The organism is Stenotrophomonas sepilia (genome assembly GCF_003244875.1).
In the GTDB taxonomy this organism is placed as follows: domain Bacteria; phylum Pseudomonadota; class Gammaproteobacteria; order Xanthomonadales; family Xanthomonadaceae; genus Stenotrophomonas; species Stenotrophomonas sepilia.
Genome location: NZ_LXXZ01000093.1, coordinates 13,142 through 29,570 on the forward strand (window position 1 = coordinate 13,142; position 16,429 = coordinate 29,570).

The window sequence follows — 16,429 nt, forward strand, 5'->3', positions numbered from 1 at the left end:
CGGCGGGTGGGGGGCCAATAACAACAACGTATTCAGTCGTTGCTGCAAAGCATCAGAATACGCCTCTGGCTGACCGCTGGCGCAACGACCCGATCGGTTCCACGCGCAGGGCCCGCATCGGCCAATGCTCCACGGGGCACCGCACGCCCCGGTATGGACGGCGCGGCTGCCCGCGCGGCTGGCAACGCGCTACCCTTGCCGCCCCCGATCTGGCCGCACCCATGTCCGTCGACAACAACCAACGCGATCTCGAAGCCGGCATCCACACCGACCTGCAGGGGCGCCTGACCTACGGCGGCTACCTGCGGCTGGACCAGCTGCTCAGCGCGCAGCAGCCGCTGTCCAGCCCGCCGCACCATGACGAGATGCTCTTCATCATCCAGCACCAGACCTCGGAGCTGTGGCTGAAGCTGCTGGGCCACGAACTGCGTGCCGCGATCGGCTTCCTGCAGCGCGATGAAGTCTGGCAGTGCCGCAAGGTGCTGGCGCGCAGCAAGCAGGTGCTGCGCCAGCTGACCGAGCAGTGGTCGGTGCTGGAAACGCTGACCCCGTCCGAATACATGGGCTTCCGCGACGTGCTGGGCCCGTCGTCGGGCTTCCAGTCGCTGCAGTACCGCTACATCGAGTTCCTGCTGGGCAACAAGAACGCGCAGATGCTGCAGGTGTTCGAGCACGACCCGGCCGGGCAGGCGCAGCTGCGCACCGTGCTGGAGGCGCCCAGCCTGTACGAGGAATTCCTGAAGTACCTGGCCCGCTTCGGCCATGCAGTGCCGGCGGTCTACGAGGCCCACGACTGGACCCAGCCGCACGTGGCCGACGACGCATTGCAGCCGGTCTTCGAGCGCATCTACCAGGACACCGACCGCTACTGGCGCGAGTACGCGCTGTGCGAGGACCTGGTGGACCTGGAGACGGCCTTCCAGCTGTGGCGATTCCGACACATGCGCACCGTGATGCGGGTGATCGGCTTCAAGCGCGGCACCGGCGGTTCGTCCGGCGTGGGCTTCCTGGCCAAGGCGCTGGAACTGACCTTCTTCCCCGAGCTGTTCCAGGTGCGCACCAGCCTGCAGGCCGTGCCCCCGGCAGCGCTGGGCTGATCCCCATTCAGCTTGGTTCCCGGCCCGCGGCTGGATCGTTTCAGATGCAAGTTCAGGGAGCAGGCTGCCACCTGCCTCAAACGGCGTGTATTTGACGTGAACGCCAGAAGTCGGTGATCCTCGCGCGTTGCTCCAACTGCACAGCGGACGTGCTCGTCATCCACCGAACCAGGAAATCCGCATGAGCGTAAACGCCACTGCGAACACCCCAGAGCCGGCACTGCCGGACTTCAAGACCACGCTGGGCCACCCGCGCCCGTTGTGGATGCTGTTCATGACCGAGTTCTGGGAACGCTTTGCGTTCTACGGCATCCGCTGGGCGTTGGTGCTCTACATCGTTGCCCAGTTCTACAACGGCAGCGCTGCCGGTGAAGGCGACGCCAGCCGCATCTATGGCGCCTACCTGGCCCTGGTGTACGCCGCGGCCATCTTCGGCGGCTACGTGGCCGACCGGGTACTGGGCTACCAGCGCTCGATCCTGACCGGCGCGATCATCATGGCCGCCGGCCTGTTCATGATCTCGCTGCCGCAGGAGCACATCTTCAAGCTCGGCCTGGCCACGATCATCGTCGGCAACGGCCTGTTCAAGCCCAACATCTCGACCATGGTCGGCAAGCTGTACGGCCTGAAGGACGAGCGCCGCGATTCGGGCTTCACCATCTTCTACATGGGCATCAACATCGGCGCGATGATCGCCCCGGTGCTGACCGAGTACCTGGCCCGCAAGGTGTTCGGTACCGATGCGATGCCGTCCTACAAGGTCGTGTTCATCGCCTCGGGCGTGGGCATGCTGATCTCGCTGGTGTGGTTCTACATCGGTCGTGCCGGCCTGAAGGGCATCGGCGCACCGCCGGCCGGCGCTGAAGGCTTCGGCCGCATCATCATGGTGCTGGCCGGTGCCGTGGTCGCCATCCCGGTCGCGTACTTCCTGCTGGCCACCGGCGCCACCGCGCTGGCCTGGATCCTGGGCGCGATGTTCACGGCCCTGGCCGTGCTGCTGCTGGTCGAGGGCATCCGCGAGGGCAAGGTGCAGCGCGACCGCGTGATCGCGATGCTGATCATCTTCGCCTTCAACGTGATGTTCTGGATGTTCTTCGAACAGGCCGGCAGCTCGTTCACCTTCCTGGCCGAGAACATCGTCAACCGCCAGTTCGGCGACTGGACTTTCCCGACCGCGTGGTTCCAGTCGGTCAACTCGGTGGCCATCATCACCCTGGCCCCGGTCATCGCCTGGATCTGGGTGGCGATGGGCCGCGCCAATCCGTCCATTCCGCGCAAGTTCGGCCTGGGCCTGCTGTTCAACGGCGCCGCCTTCGCGCTGCTGATGTTCGCCCTGTCGCAGATGGTCGTGGACGGCAAGATCCCGTTCTGGACCCTGTTCATGGTCTACGTCATCCAGTCCGTGGGTGAGCTGTGCCTGTCGCCGATCGGCCTGTCGATGGTGACCAAGCTGGCCCCGGTGCGCCTGGTCGGCTTCGGCATGGGTGGCTGGTTCCTGTCCACCGGCATCGGCAACAACCTGTCGGGCATCTTCGCTGGCGTGGTCAGTGGTGAAGGCGGCATGACGGTCGAGTCGGCCCTGAAGGGGTATACCTTCGGGTTCTGGGCCCTGATCGGCTCCGGCGTGGTGCTGTTCCTGATCGCCCCGCTGATCAACAAGCTGATGCACGGCGTCAAGTAATGATGAGAGGGTAGAAGGCATGCGTAGCAAGCTCGGTGGTGCAATGGTGGTGGTCTGTGCGGCGCTGATCGGCGCCTGTTCCCAACCGCAACCGCCTGCCACCGCCGAGCCCACGCAGCCGCTGGATACCCGACCCACCGAGCCACCGGTCGCTGACCCCAGCGAACCGGTGGCCTCGGGCAACACCCCGGTGGCGGCAGATATCGCCGCCATCGCCGGGCTCGGTGCGCAGTTCGACCCGGCCCGCAACCCCGCCGATGACCTGGCCACCGCCAAGGTGGAAGCCCAGCGCGGCAAGAAGCGCATCCTGCTCGAGATCGGCAACGCCGCCTGCGATCGCTGCCGGGCGCTGGACGAAATGGTCGAGGGCAACGGAGACCTGCGCCGCTTCCGCGACGCCCATTACGTGTGGGTGAAGGTCAACGCCAGCGACGAACAGCCCAACACGGCCTTCTTCGCCCAGTTCCCGGTGATGGAGCGCGACTACCCGCACCTGCTGGTACTGGACGCCGATGGCAGCCTGCTGGTCTCGCAGGCCACTGCTGAGCTGCGCAAGGGCGAAGCCTTCCAGCCTGCGCGGGTGAGCGCGTTCCTCAAGCAGTGGGCACCTGACCGGTAGTGCCGGCCGCTGGCCGGCAGGGTGGGGAGGGGCCGGCCGCTGGCCGGCACTGATGCCGGGTCGCATCCACGCATGGCGTGGCTCTACTGCGCGCGCCGTCACACTCCCTGAATCGGCATCTCAACTTCGCAACGCGCTCGCCGTTACCGGCAAGGACCTCAGTCGACATTCCGTCGATGCTACCTACCGGAACGCCCATGCACAGCGACCACGCCGAACGATTGCCCGAACCTGCCAGCCACCTGGCCGAGGGTGGGGCAGGCGAGGGCGTGACTTTGCCGGCGCAGGAAACCCTGTTGGACGACGCCGGCACCGGCGAGGAAACCGTCGAACTGGCCCCGCCGCGCCATCGCCTGCCGCAGATCGCGCTGCCCGATAACGTGGTGCTGAAGGGTGCGGTGCAGAAACTGGTCGAGCAGAAGGCGCGCCTTGATGCGCTGGCCGCCGAAGGCCAGCTGGCCGGACTGCTGCCGCCGGAATGGCAGGGCCATGGCGCGCGCGCGATCGAGCTGTCCACCTTCATCCAGGGCGTGCTGCCGTTCCTGCAGACCGGGGAGCGTGGCGAAACCGCGCCTGCCCGTCTGCCGGTGCGGCACGTGCTGGGGGATGACAGCCGATGGGGCCTGGAGGATGTCACCGAGCCGAAGTCGTTGGCGTGGTACCTGGCCAGTGACGAGCGCGCCACGGCGGGCAGCAAGGACGTGGCGGAGGCGTACCTGGTGGGTGCGCTGGGCCTGGCGTGGATGCAGGAAGGGCGCAGCCGCCCGGGCTTCCTGCGTGCGATGGGCCAGGACAGCCTGGCGGCGCGGGTGACCATGCTGGGTTATCCGCCCGCCAACGAACTGGCGCTGTACAACGTCACCGCGCAGGGACAGCCGCAGATCTGGTGCGTGCATGGCCGCCGCCGCATGCGCCCGCTGGTGGCGCCGTGGCTGAGCGTGCCGCTGCTGACCGCTTACGGCGTGCCGGCCCCGGTGGCGTGGCCGTCCAGCTTCCCACCGGTGGAGGCCGTGGCCGAACTGCTGGCGACCGCCCGCCTGGGGCGCGCGCTGCCGGAAGTGGATCTGGGCAAGGTGGTGGCGAAGATCGCCGAGGATGCCGCGTCCGACGCCTGGCAACCGGTCAGCCTGCTGCAGCTCAATACCTGGTCACCGCGCTGGCATTTCTTCCTGGGCACCTTCGTCGGCCTGCCGTCGCTGCTGCTGGTGGCTGCGGCGCTGGCGCTGCCCGGGGCCGTCGAAGCCGCCACGGTTGCCGCCTCGCTGGGCTTCGCCGGCGGCGCCATCGCAGCACTGGCCGTGCCGTGGATCCACGCAAGGCGCAAGCACCTGAGCTGAAAAAAGGGGACGGAGGGGATTAAGTCGTTTCAGGCACACCTGTGCTCATTACGACTTAATCCCCTCCGTCCCCTTTTTCGTTCAGACCCCTTCGCCCATCCGCTCCAGACCTTCGCCGGCCAGGCGCAGGATCAGCTTTTCCAGCAGTTGCTCTTCCTCGTCGCTCAGGACCGACATCAGCTTGCGGGTGATCTCGATCACCATCGGCGCGATGGTCTCGTACACTTCGAAACCGGCGGCCGACAGCGCCAATACCGAGCGGCGGCGGTCGTCGCCATGCGTCTCGCGCTTGATGAAGCCGCGCTCCAGCAGGCGGGCCACGGCGCGGCTGACCGCCACCTTGTCCATCGCCGTGCGGTCGGAGACCTCGCTGGCCGAGGAGCCCGGGTACAGCGCCAGGATGGTGATCACCCGCCACTCGGGGATCGCCAGACCGTAACGATCGCCGTATAGCTTGGCGATGTTGCCGCTGACCCGGTTGGACAGCACGCTCAGCCGGTACGGCAGGAACTGTTCCAGGTCGAGCAGGACGTGCGAGGCACGCAGGCGGGTCGAGGCAGGATCGGCGGGGCTCATGTTGCGGTGCACCTTGCTGGTGGTTTCAAGTGTAACTATAAGGGGTGGGTCCAGACCCTGCATTCTCGCCGGGTCCCTACCTGCCCGCACCTGGTTTGTACCGATGCGGTACCGATTCGGAGCCACGCCATGAATACCGCAGTCCCGACCGCCTCGCATCCCAACCCCGGCATGCAGGTCACCACCTTCGAGAACCCGATGGGCATCGACGGCTTCGAGTTCGTCGAATTCGCCGCCCCGGCCGGCCGTGGCCAGGAGCTGCACGAGTACTTCCGGAAGATGGGCTTCAGCGCGGTGCTCAAGCACAAGCAGCGTCCGATTACCGTCTATCGCCAGGGCGACGTCAACTTCCTGGTCAATGAAGACCCCGCTTCGTTCGCCGCCGACTTCGCCGAAAAGCACGGTCCGTGCGCCTGCGGCTTCGCCATCCGCTTCAAGAAGCCGGGCCAGGAGGTCTACCAGGCCGCGCTGGGCAACGGCGCCGAAGCCATCGCCTTCAAGCCGGACAGCAAGGCGGTCAGCGCGCCGGTCATCAAGGGGATCGGCGATTGCATGCTGTACCTGGTCGATCGCTACGGCGCGGCCGGCAGCATCTACGACGGCGACTACGAGCCGATCGCCGGTGCCGACCTGCACCCGGTGGGCTTCGGCCTGACTTTCATCGACCACCTGACCCACAACCTGTACTTCGGCAACATGCAGCAGTGGTCGGACTACTACGAGCGCCTGTTCAACTTCCGCGAGATCCGCTACTTCGACATCAAGGGCCTGAAGACCGGCCTGGTGTCCAAGGCGATGACCGCGCCGGATGGCATCGTGCGCATCCCGCTGAACGAATCGTCCGACCCGAAGAGCCAGATCAACGAGTACCTGGACGCGTACAAGGGCGAGGGCATCCAGCACATCGCCTGCTTCACCGAGAACATCTACGACACGGTCGAAGCGATGCGCGCGCAGGGCGTGGACTTCCTCGACACGCCGGAGACCTACTTCGACGTGATCGACCAGCGCGTGCCAAACCACGGTGAAGACGTGCCGCGCCTGGCCAGGAACAAGATCCTGATCGATGCCGATCCGGAAACCCACCAGCGCAAGCTGCTGCAGATCTTCACCCAGAACTGCATCGGCCCGATCTTCTTCGAGATCATCCAGCGCAAGGGCAACGAGGGCTTCGGCGAAGGCAACTTCACCGCGCTGTTCGAGAGCATCGAGCGCGACCAGATCCGCCGCGGCGTGCTGTAAGGTCCTGGGCAGCGCAGGGTCACGCCCGGCGCCTGCTTGCCTGTAGAGCCGAGCCATGCTCGGCTGCTTTCCGTTCCGGTCTTGCCGTTTTTCAGGAGCCCCCATGTCCCCCGCCCTCACCGCCCGCGGCTACCAGTCCGGCTTCGGCAACGAATTCGCCACCGAGGCCGTCGCCGGCGCGCTGCCGGTCGGGCAGAACTCGCCGCAGAAGGTGGCCCACGGCCTGTACGCCGAACAGTTGACCGGCACCGCCTTCACCGCGCCGCGCGGCAGCAACCGCCGCAGCTGGCTGTACCGGATCCGTCCGGCGGTGACCCATGGCGAGTTCACCCCGTTCGCGCAGTCGCAGCTGCAATGTGATTTCGGCGCACAACCGGCCTCGCCGAACCAGCTGCGCTGGAGTCCGCTGCCGCTGCCGGAGCTGCCGACCGACTTCGTCGAAGGCCTGTACACGATGGGGGGCAACGGTTCGCCCGATGCGCATGCTGGCGTGGGCATCCACCTCTACGCTGCCAACCGCGACATGGTCGGCCGCTACTTCTACGATGCCGACGGTGAGCTGCTGATCGTGCCGCAGCTGGGCGCGCTGCGCCTGCTGACCGAGCTGGGCGTGATCGAGATCGAGCCGCAGCAGATCGCGGTGATCCCGCGCGGCGTGCGGTTCCGCGTTGAACTGCCCGATGGCCCGAGCCGCGGCTACATCTGCGAGAACTACGGTGCGCTGCTGAAGCTGCCCGACCTTGGCCCGATCGGTTCCAACGGCCTGGCCAATCCGCGCGACTTCGAAACCCCGCACGCGGCGTTCGAGGACATCGACGGTGACTTCGAGCTGATCGCCAAGTTCGAGGGCCGCCTGTGGCGTGCGCCGATCGACCATTCGCCGCTGGACGTGGTGGCCTGGCACGGCAATTACGCGCCGTACCGCTACGACCTGCGCCGCTTCAACACCCTCGGTTCGATCAGCTACGACCATCCAGACCCGTCGATCTTCCTGGTGCTGCATTCGCCCAGCGACACGCCGGGGACCAGCAACATGGACTTCGCGATCTTCCCGCCGCGCTGGCTGGTGGCGCAGAACACCTTCCGCCCGCCGTGGTTCCACCGCAACATCGCCAGCGAGTTCATGGGCCTGGTGCATGGCGCCTACGATGCCAAGGCCGAAGGCTTCGTGCCGGGCGGCGCATCGCTGCACAACTGCATGAGCGGCCACGGCCCGGACGCACCGACCTTCGACAAGGCGTCCAATGCCGATCTGTCCAAGGCGGACGTGATCAAGGACACGATGGCCTTCATGTTCGAGACCCGCGCGGTGATCCGCCCGACCGCACAGGCCCTGGCCGCTGGCCACCGCCAGGGCGACTACCAGCAGTGCTGGAACGGCCTGCGCAACAACTTCCGCTGACCCGAAAAAGGGGACGGAGGGGATTAAGCCGCAATCAGCACACGTGTGCTTGAAACGACTTAATCCCCTCCGTCCCCTTTTTCTTCAGGCCATCTCGGCGAACGCGTCGCAGTGCTCCAACGGCAGCGCTTCCAGCAGGCGTTGGCGTACACGCTGGCAATAGCCTTCCGAAGTCAGCCCGGGCAGCATCTGCATCGCCGAGTGCAGCACCTGCAGCACTTCACTTTCGGCGCGTGCCTGCTGCAGGTCGCGGAACAGCGCCGCCGCCTGCGGGTGGCGCTGCATTTCCAGGATGCCCAGCACGTAGATGCGCGCAGCCACCAGCGAGCGGCGGCGTTCGACCGCTGTGGACGCGGCTGCGGCAGGTGTTGCGGGCTGCGGCGCTACCGTGGCTGCCGGCGGCGGTGGCGGGGCTGCGGCACCGGTACCGGTGCTCAGGTAGCCGGCCTGCACCAGCTGGATGACCATCGCGGGCGCGTCCTGGCCGAGCAGGCCGGTCAGGTCGGTGATGCTGCGTTGGCCGTCGCACAGGATCAGCAACCGGCGCTGGCGCATGTCCAGCGGCGCGCGATGGGCCTGCAGCGCGGTTCGGGCGAGTTCGGTCTTGCGCGGTTGCATGGAAGGGACAGCCAGGTCGGTGCACGCCGAGCCTGAACGAGGGCGATGAAACCGCGATGACAATGCAGCATCTGCACGCGCGCTGCGCTAGCGTGCAGCTACCTTCGTGCCAGGGAACCGCACCGATGAAGCACCTCCCGATTGCTGGTCTGTTGCTCCTTTCGCTCGCCGCCTGCAGTGGCGGCCCCGACAAGCAGGGCGCCGCCGGCAGCGGCAGCGACACCCCGGCGGAAACCGCCTCGGCGACCGGTCCGGCCCAATCGACGGATCCTGATCTGGCGGCCCGCCCGGCGAACGACCTCCGCAAGGACAGCCCGGCGCGCCTGGATGGCTTCGGCGGCGTCACGCTGGGCGCCAGCATCGCCGAGGTCCGCAGCGGCTTCGGCACGCCGCTGCAGGGGCTGGGCACCGATGCCGCCGGCAAGCCGCTGCCCGCGGACGACGGCAACGACGGCTGTTACTTCCTGCGCCCGCAGGATGCCGAGGACCCGCGGTTGATGATCGAAGGCCGCAAGCTGGTGCGCTACGACGTGCGCAGCGCCGCCATCACTGCACCGGGCGGCGGCAAGGTCGGCATGACCCTGGGCGAGCTGCAGGTGCTGTATCCCGAGCGCGCTGACGTCGGTCCCGACAAGTACGACGAGAAGGCCCAGCACCTGCGCGTGCGGCCGGTGCAGGAGGGCGGGGCAGTGATCGACTTCGCGCTCGGTGCCGATGGCCGGGTGGGGGCCTGGCGGGTCGGGCAGACCCCGCAGGTCGACTATGCGGAAGGCTGTGGCTGATCCTTGATCCACCGCCCAGCCATGCGCTCGGGCCAAGCGTAGAATCGCGCCACCACTGCTGGGAAGTGCTCGATGATCGCCATTGCCATTGCCTGGTTCCTGCTCGGCCTGCTGCTGCTGGCACTGGGCGGGGACTCCATCGTCAAGGCCGTCTCTGGCCTGGCCCAGCGCTTCGGGGCCAGCCCGTTCACTGCCGGGTTGCTGCTGCTCGGCGTGACCACCTCGTTGCCGGAACTGGCGGTCAACGCACGTGCGCTGGCGGTCGGCCAACCGGAGCTGGCGCTGGGCAATGCAGTGGGCAGCAGCATCGTCAATCTGGGCTTGACCCTGGCGGTGGCCGCCATCGCCGCCCCCCTGCTGCTGCGCGCGCGCCTGCAGGCGGTGCTGTGGTGGTCGCTGCTGGCGGCCGGCGTGCTGCTGATCCTGTTCGGCCTGGATGGTCGCCTGGTGCGCTGGGAAGGCGGCGTGCTGGTGGCGGGCTTCATCGTCATGCAGGTGCTGCTGCTGCGCCGCGGCCGCGTCGAGAGCGCCGAGGTGCAGGCAGCCATCGCCGAATCCGCGCTGAGCCGCACCAGCCTGCCGTTGAACGTGCTGCGCGTGCTGATCGCCGCACTGACCCTGTACTGGGGCGCGCGCCTGGTGGTGGGTGCTGCGGCCGACTTCGGTGCCGCACTGGGCTGGACGCCGTTGCTGGTCGGCCTGTTGCCGGTGGCGATCGGCACCGCACTGCCCGAGGTGGCCACCGCCATTGCCGCCTCGCGTCGCGGGCATGGTGACATGGTGCTCGGCCACGTACTGGGTTCCAGCGTGGTCAACCTGCTGCTGGTGATCGGTGCGATGGCGGTGTTGCAGCCGTTGGCCTTGCCGGCCTCGTTCGTGCGCCTGGAACTGCCGGCGCTGTTGGCGTTTGCGCTGGTGCTGTACCCGATGCTGCGCGGCGACCTGAAGATCAGTCGTGGCGAAGGCGGGATCCTGCTGGTCGCGTTCGTAGGCTGGTTCGTGCTGGAGCTGCTGCTGGTCGGCGCACCGGCGCTGTAGAGCCGAGCCCATGCTCGGCTGCTGTTCGTGCCGACCAGCGGTCGGCACCTACCGGGCGTCACATTGCCGGCCAGCGGCCGGCACTACCGGTTCTGCGTGGTTTCTTCTTCCCGCACCGGTTCCGGCGGCGGCAGCTGCTCCTCGGCGGCCGGCTCGTTGCCCGGCAGGCTGGGGCGGGTCTCCATCAGCAGCGACAACGCCGCCTTGGCCATCATGTGCGCGCTGATCGGTGCGGTGATGAACAGGAACACGGTGATCAGCAGCTCGCGTGGCTGCGGGTCCTGGCCGAGGAAGATGTGGTAGCACACCGAGCACACCAGCACGCAGCCCACGCCCAGCGTGCTGGCCTTGGTCGGTGCGTGCAGGCGCTTGAAGAAGGTGGACAGCTTCACCAGGCCCAGTGCGCCGACCAGGATGAAGAAGCAGCCGAACAGCAGCAGGATCGACAGGACGATCTGGATCGCGGTGATCATTCGACGATGTCCCGGCGCAGCACGAACTTGCTCAGCACCACGGTGCTGCCGAAGCCGAGCATGGCGATGATCAGCGCCGCCTCGAAGTAGATCGGTGAGTTGAGGTACATGCCGAACAGCATCAGCTCAGCGATCGCGGTCACCGACAGCGTGTCCAGCGCGAGGATGCGGTCGGGCACGGTCGGCCCGCGCAACAGCCGCCAGGTGGCCAGCAGCATCGCCAGGCCGACCACGTGCATGCACACCACCAGGGTGGTCTGGATGACTTCAAAACCGGTCATGGGAAGATCTCCATCAACGGCGCCTCGTAACGGCGCTTGATCGTATCGATCAGGTCCTGCGGGTCCTCCAGGTGCAGCACGTGCACCAGCAGGTACTTGCGGTCGTCGCTGAGCGCGGCCGAGACCGTGCCCGGGGTCAGCGTGATCATGCTGGTCAGCGCAGCGATGCCATGGATGTTGGCGATGTCCAGCGGCAGCCAGATGAAACCGGGGTGGATGTTCTTCTCCGGCCCCAGTACCTGCAGGGCGACACGGATGTTGGACATCAGGATGTCCCACAGGGTCACGCACAGCAGTTTCGGCAACGGGCGCAGGGTGCCGATGCGGGCGAACTCGCGGTCCAGGCGTGCGGCGAACAGCGGCACCACCACGCCCAGCAGCAGGCCCAGCACGATCTGGCCGAGGGTGAAGCTGTCGGACATCAGCAGCCAGAACGCCACCACCATGATGCTCAGCATCGGCGACGGAATCAGGCGACGGAACAGGGAGCGCTGGGCGGTCATGGCTGGCGGATCTCCGGTGCAGTCGCACGCAGCTGCTGCACGTACTCGCTGGGGTGCAGCAGCTGCGCGGCGGTGGCGTCGGTGTAGCGCATCAGCGGTGCTGCGGCCAGGGTCATGCCGATGCCGTAGGCCAGCAGGATGCAGGCCGCGTACAGCTCGACCCGGCGCAGCCGCGCCTTGCGCGGTACCGGCGCTTCCGGATCGACCGGCGGCACGCGCCAGAACAGGCGGATGCCCCCCCGGGTCAGGCCCATGATCACCAGCAGGCTGCTGACCAGCACAGCGGTCCAGACCGGGGCGGTGTACTGCACCGGCATGCCGGCCAGCAGCGCAGCCTTGGCCAGGAAGCCGGACAGCGGCGGCAGGCCGGCCACCGACACCGCGCCGATCAGGAACAACACGGCGGGCGTCTCCTTGCCCGGCATCGGCGCGACCACTTCCTTGCGGTCGCTGGCGCTACCGCGACGGCGGCGGATCAGATCGGCAACCAGGAACAGCGCGGCAGCGACGAAGCTGCTGTGCGGCAGGTAGTACAGGCCAGCCGAGAGCACCTGGGGCGTGCCCACCGAGAAGGCGATGAACAGCGTGGCCGCCGACACGATCACCAGGTAGGAGATCAGCACGCGCAGGCGGGTGGCGGCCAGTGCGCCGAGGCCGCCCAGCACCAGCGTCGCGACGCCCGCCCACAACATCCAGTCGCGGCCATAGCCGGCCATCGCGCCGGCATCGTCGCCGAACCACAGCATCTGGATGCGCAGCACCGAGTACAGGCCGACCTTGGTCATGATCGCGAACAGCGCAGCCACGGCCGCCGGTGCGCGCGAATAGGCTTCCGGCAGCCACAGGTACAGCGGCATCAGCGCGGCCTTGGCGCAGAACACCAGCAGCAACAGGCCCATGGTCGCCTTCACCAGGGTCAGCTGTGCCGGCGGTACCTCGGCGATGCGCTGCGACAGCTCGGCCATGTTCAATGAGCCCAGCGAGGCATACAGCAGGCCCAGCGCGACCAGGAACAGGGTCGAGGCGGTGACGTTGAACACCACGTAGTGCAGGCCGATGCGCATGCGCAGGCCGCGGCCGCCACTGAGCAGCAGGCCGTAGGAGGCGATCAGCATCACCTCGAAGAACACAAACAGGTTGAAGATGTCGCCGGTCAGGAACGCGCCGTTGAGGCCGACCAGCTGGAACTGGAACAGCGCATGGAAGTGCGGCGCGCGGCGGTCCCAGCCCGAGCAGGCGTGCAGCAGGCAGGGAATGGCCAGCAGCAGGGTGGTCAGCAGCATCCACGCCGACAGCCGGTCGGCCACCAGTGCGATGCCCAGCCGCGACGGCCAGTCGCCAAGCAGGTAGACGTTGATTTCACCACTGGCCGTGGTGGCAAACAGCAGCCCGACCGCCAGCGCCAGCGCCGACAGCGCGGTCCAGGCCACCGCCCGCTGCACCCTGGGGCCATAGCGGCGGTGTTCGACGAACAGCGACAGCGCCGCACCCAGCAGCGGAATCAGGATCGGCAGGATCACCAGGTGGTTCATGCGCGGTCCTCGCCCCGGCGCGGCGGCACGCGCTCATCCTGCAGGTCGTCATCCGGCTCGTGGGCATCCACGTGGTCGCTGTGGTTGTCGCTGCGGCTGCGCATGGCCAGCACAATGCTCACCGCGGTCATCGCAAAGGCGATCACGATAGCGGTCAGCACCAGCGCCTGTGGCAGCGGGTCGGTGTAGTTGCCCAGGTGGCTGTCCACGCCTTCCTGCAGCACCGGCGCCTTGCCCAGTACCACGCGGCCGCCGGCGAAGATCAGCAGGTTGGTGGCGTAGGACAGGAAGGTCATGCCGAGGATCACATCGAAGCTGCGCGCACGCAGCAGCAGGTAGATGCCGATGGCGGTCAGCACGCCGATCGCGGTAGCCAGGGCCAGTTCCATCAGTGCATCTCCCCGGTGCGTGCCGAGCGGCGTTGCAGGTCGATCTCACCCTTGCGGGCGGTGCGGGTTCGCGACGGCTTGATCGTGCCCATCATCGACAGCATCAGCATGGCACCGCCGAACACCACCAGATAGACGCCGATGTCAAAGCCGATCGCGCTGGCCAGCGGTACGTCGCCGATCAGCGGCAGGTGCAGGTCGAGATGGCCGCTGGTCAGGAACGGCACGCCGAACAGCATCGAGGCGCTGCCGCTGAGCAGGGCGATCAGCAGGCCCATGCCGATGCAGCGGATGTAGTCGAAGCCGAAGCGCGACTCCACCGATGCAGTGCCCTGGATCACGTACTGGATCAGCAGCGGCACTGCCAATACCAGGCCGGCGATGAAGCCGCCACCCGGTGCGTTGTGCCCGCGCAGGAACAGGAAGATCGACACGGTCAGGGTCAGCGGGAACATGATCTGCGCCAGGTCGGCCGGCACCGGCAGCTTGATCGGCGGGCCGGGCATGATCTGCTCCGGTGCCATCCGCGTACGCCGCAGCAGCGCATGCACCACCAGCGCGGCGATGCCGAACACGGTGATCTCGCCGAAGGTATCGAAGCCGCGGAAGTCGACCAGGATCACGTTGACCACGTTCTGGCCGTAGGCCTCGGGCAACGCGCGGGCGAGCAGCTCGCCGGCCATGGTGTTCGGCGGCAGGGTCATCGCCGAATAGGCCAGCGCGCCAAGCCCGGCACCGGCGATGATCGCGATCACCGCGTCGCGGCGCTTGCGCCAGCGCGGCCGCTCAGGCCCGGACTGCGCGGGCAGGTAATTCATGCCCAGCAGCATCAGCACCAGCGTCACCATCTCCACCAGCAGCTGGGTGAGGGCCAGGTCGGGCGCGGACAGGAACACGAAGGTCAGCGCCACCATCAGGCCGACGCCGCCGACCAGCAGCACCGCCAGCAGGCGCTGCTTGTAGATGCGCAGGGTGGCGACCGCGCAGGCCATCATCACCAGCCACAGGGCCCAGCCCAGCAGCGGAATCGGCTGCGGCGCGGTCCAGTTCGGCGAGGCTGGGTTGGCCACGAACGGCGCAGCGGCAACCACGATCGCCACCAGCACCAGGCCCAGCAGCATGCGCTGCAGGCTGCCATTGGCGATGCCGCTGGTCAGGCGCATGGCCAGCGCGGACACGGCGTCCAGCTGGGCGTGGAACACATTGCGGCCCGTGCTGACATTGGTCACGGCATGCAGGTTGATCAGCCTGCGCAGGCCGAAGTACAGCGCCACGCCACCGACCACGCCGATCGCGCTCATCGCCAGCGGCAGGTTGAAGCCATGCCACACCGCCAGGCTATATTCGGGCATGGCGGTGCCGAGGATCGAGGCCGCAGCGGCGTGCAGCACCGGCGCGACGGTCAGTGCGGGTGCCACGCCCACCGCCACACAGATCACCACCAGCAGCTCCACCGGCACCTTCATCCAGCGCGGCGGCTCGTGGGGCACGCGGTCCAGGTCGTGCGGGCCAGTGCCGAAGAAGGTGTCGTGCACGAAGCGCAGGCTGTACGCCACGCCGAACACGCCTGCCAGCAACGCAGCGATCGACACCGCCGTGCGCATGATGCCCGGGCCGCCGGCCGTAATCGCTTCGGCGAACAGCATTTCCTTGGACAGGAAGCCGTTGAGCAGCGGGATCCCGGCCATCGCCAGCGAGGCGATGATCGCCAGCGCGCTGGTGAACGGCATCAGCCTGCGCAGCCCCCCCAGTTTGCGCATGTCGCGGGTGCCGGTTTCGTGGTCGATGATGCCGGCGGCCATGAACAGCGAGGCCTTGAAGGTGGCGTGGTTGAGGATGTGGAACACGCCGGCGACCACCGCCATCGGCGTGGACAGGCCGAACAGCAGGGTGATCAGGCCCAGGTGGGAAATGGTCGAGTACGCCAGCAGGCCTTTCAGGTCGTGCTGGAAGATCGCGTTCCAGGCACCGATCAGCAGGGTCAGCGCGCCGATGCCGCTGACCGTATAGAAGAACAGGTCGCTGCCGGCCAGCGCCGGATGCAGCCGCGCCAGCAGGAACACGCCGGCCTTCACCATGGTGGCCGAGTGCAGGTAGGCCGAGACCGGGGTCGGCGCTGCCATCGCGTGCGGCAGCCAGAAGTGGAACGGGAACTGCGCGCTCTTGGTGAAGATGCCGGCCAGCACCAGGAACAGGGCGTACGGATACAGCGTGCTGGCGCGGATCTGCTCGCCGGCGGCCAGCACCACATCCAGGTCGAAACTGCCGACGATACGGCCGATCAACAGCACGCCACCGAGCAGGGCCAGGCCGCCGCCGCCGGTGATCACCAGCGCCATGCGCGCGCCTTCGCGTGCGTCCTGGCGGTGCGACCAGAAGCCGATCAGCAGGAACGAGCTGATGCTGGTCATTTCCCAGAAGATCATCAGCAACAGCAGGTTGCCCGACAGCACCATCCCCAGCATCGCGCCCATGAACAGCAGCAGGTAGCAGTAGAAGCGGTGCGCGTTGTCCTGCTGGCTCAGGTAGTAGCGCGCATACAGCACCACCAGGGCGCCGATGCCCAGCACCAGCCCGGCGAACATCCAGGCCAGCCCGTCCAGGCGCAGGGTGAAGTCCAGGCCGATCTGTGGAAGCCAGGGGACCAGGGTGCGGACCACCTGGCCATCGAGCACCGCCGGGGTCAGCCAGCCGAGGATGGCCAGCCCGCCCAACGGCGCCAGTGCCGCCAGCCAGGCAGCAGCCGAGCGCGAACTACGGGGGAAGGCCGCAACAGCCGCTGCCATCAGGAACGGCAGGGCCAGCAGCAGGGGCAGGCTGGAGAGCATGCAGGGAATCCATGATTCACGAGCAGGTCAG

At 67.5% G+C, this 16,429-nt stretch carries 16 protein-coding genes; 8 read left to right on the forward strand and 8 right to left on the reverse strand.

The features are described from left to right. The first annotated feature begins 221 nt into the window (after positions 1–221). The 4 genes from A7X97_RS18960 (at position 222) to A7X97_RS18975 (ending at position 4,734) form a co-directional block, all read left to right on the forward strand. A complete protein-coding gene (locus A7X97_RS18960) occupies positions 222–1,097 on the forward strand; it encodes a tryptophan 2,3-dioxygenase (protein WP_061480234.1) in 876 nt (291 codons plus the stop codon). A 181-nt stretch (positions 1,098–1,278) separates the two neighbouring features. Further along, positions 1,279–2,778 carry a peptide MFS transporter gene (locus A7X97_RS18965; protein ID WP_005411345.1) on the forward strand — a complete coding sequence of 500 codons (1,500 nt, stop codon included), beginning with the start codon at positions 1,279–1,281 and terminating at the stop codon, positions 2,776–2,778. A 19-nt stretch (positions 2,779–2,797) separates the two neighbouring features. After that, a complete protein-coding gene (locus tag A7X97_RS18970; protein WP_111008323.1) occupies positions 2,798–3,397 on the forward strand; it encodes a thioredoxin family protein in 600 nt (199 codons plus the stop codon). Positions 3,398–3,594: 197 nt separating this feature from the next. Beyond that, complete coding sequence (locus tag A7X97_RS18975) at positions 3,595–4,734, forward strand: hypothetical protein (RefSeq protein WP_111008324.1); 1,140 nt, start codon at positions 3,595–3,597, stop codon at positions 4,732–4,734. An 81-nt stretch (positions 4,735–4,815) separates the two neighbouring features. Here A7X97_RS18975 and A7X97_RS18980 read toward each other — a convergent pair whose 3' ends face one another. Beyond that, a complete protein-coding gene (locus tag A7X97_RS18980) occupies positions 4,816–5,310 on the reverse strand; it encodes a MarR family winged helix-turn-helix transcriptional regulator (protein ID WP_072168901.1) in 495 nt (164 codons plus the stop codon). A gap of 129 nt (positions 5,311–5,439) precedes the next feature. On the opposite strand from A7X97_RS18980, the gene hppD reads away from it, so the two are divergent. After that, a complete protein-coding gene (gene hppD / locus A7X97_RS18985; protein WP_172412146.1) occupies positions 5,440–6,552 on the forward strand; it encodes a 4-hydroxyphenylpyruvate dioxygenase in 1,113 nt (370 codons plus the stop codon). Positions 6,553–6,655: 103 nt separating this feature from the next. Next, positions 6,656–7,954, forward strand: coding sequence for a homogentisate 1,2-dioxygenase (gene hmgA, locus A7X97_RS18990; RefSeq protein WP_111008325.1), 1,299 nt, complete (start codon positions 6,656–6,658; stop codon positions 7,952–7,954). A gap of 84 nt (positions 7,955–8,038) precedes the next feature. Here the strand turns inward: hmgA and A7X97_RS18995 are convergent, their stop codons facing one another. Then, positions 8,039–8,572, reverse strand: a complete 534-nt coding sequence (locus tag A7X97_RS18995; RefSeq protein WP_088497356.1) for a hypothetical protein — start codon at positions 8,570–8,572, stop codon at positions 8,039–8,041. Positions 8,573–8,697: 125 nt separating this feature from the next. On the opposite strand from A7X97_RS18995, the gene A7X97_RS19000 reads away from it, so the two are divergent. After that, a complete protein-coding gene (locus A7X97_RS19000; RefSeq protein WP_072168904.1) occupies positions 8,698–9,354 on the forward strand; it encodes a hypothetical protein in 657 nt (218 codons plus the stop codon). A gap of 72 nt (positions 9,355–9,426) precedes the next feature. Further along, a complete protein-coding gene (locus A7X97_RS19005) occupies positions 9,427–10,392 on the forward strand; it encodes a sodium:calcium antiporter (protein WP_049415459.1) in 966 nt (321 codons plus the stop codon). 83 nt (positions 10,393–10,475) lie between these two features. Here A7X97_RS19005 and A7X97_RS19010 read toward each other — a convergent pair whose 3' ends face one another. From A7X97_RS19010 to A7X97_RS19035, 6 genes are read right to left on the reverse strand one after another with little or no spacing between them, the layout of a single operon-like run. Beyond that, complete coding sequence (locus tag A7X97_RS19010; RefSeq protein WP_005419868.1) at positions 10,476–10,865, reverse strand: Na+/H+ antiporter subunit G; 390 nt, start codon at positions 10,863–10,865, stop codon at positions 10,476–10,478. Beyond that, on the reverse strand, positions 10,862–11,146 hold the full coding sequence (locus tag A7X97_RS19015) for a K+/H+ antiporter subunit F (protein WP_005411334.1): 285 nt from the start codon (positions 11,144–11,146) through the stop codon (positions 10,862–10,864). The genes A7X97_RS19010 and A7X97_RS19015 overlap by 4 nt, the downstream gene beginning before the upstream one ends. Then, the gene (locus tag A7X97_RS19020) at positions 11,143–11,649 is read right to left on the reverse strand and encodes a Na+/H+ antiporter subunit E (RefSeq protein WP_005419867.1); all 507 of its coding nucleotides are present in this window, start codon (positions 11,647–11,649) and stop codon (positions 11,143–11,145) included. The genes A7X97_RS19015 and A7X97_RS19020 overlap by 4 nt, the downstream gene beginning before the upstream one ends. Continuing rightward, the gene (locus A7X97_RS19025; protein WP_072168905.1) at positions 11,646–13,181 is read right to left on the reverse strand and encodes a monovalent cation/H+ antiporter subunit D; all 1,536 of its coding nucleotides are present in this window, start codon (positions 13,179–13,181) and stop codon (positions 11,646–11,648) included. The genes A7X97_RS19020 and A7X97_RS19025 overlap by 4 nt, the downstream gene beginning before the upstream one ends. Further along, entirely contained in the window at positions 13,178–13,570 is a 393-nt protein-coding gene (locus A7X97_RS19030) for a Na+/H+ antiporter subunit C (protein ID WP_072168906.1), read from the reverse strand. Before A7X97_RS19030 ends, A7X97_RS19025 begins: the two co-directional genes overlap by 4 nt. Then, positions 13,570–16,398, reverse strand: a complete 2,829-nt coding sequence (locus A7X97_RS19035; protein WP_072168907.1) for a monovalent cation/H+ antiporter subunit A — start codon at positions 16,396–16,398, stop codon at positions 13,570–13,572. Before A7X97_RS19035 ends, A7X97_RS19030 begins: the two co-directional genes overlap by 1 nt. Between the last annotated feature and the right edge of the window lie 31 nt (positions 16,399–16,429).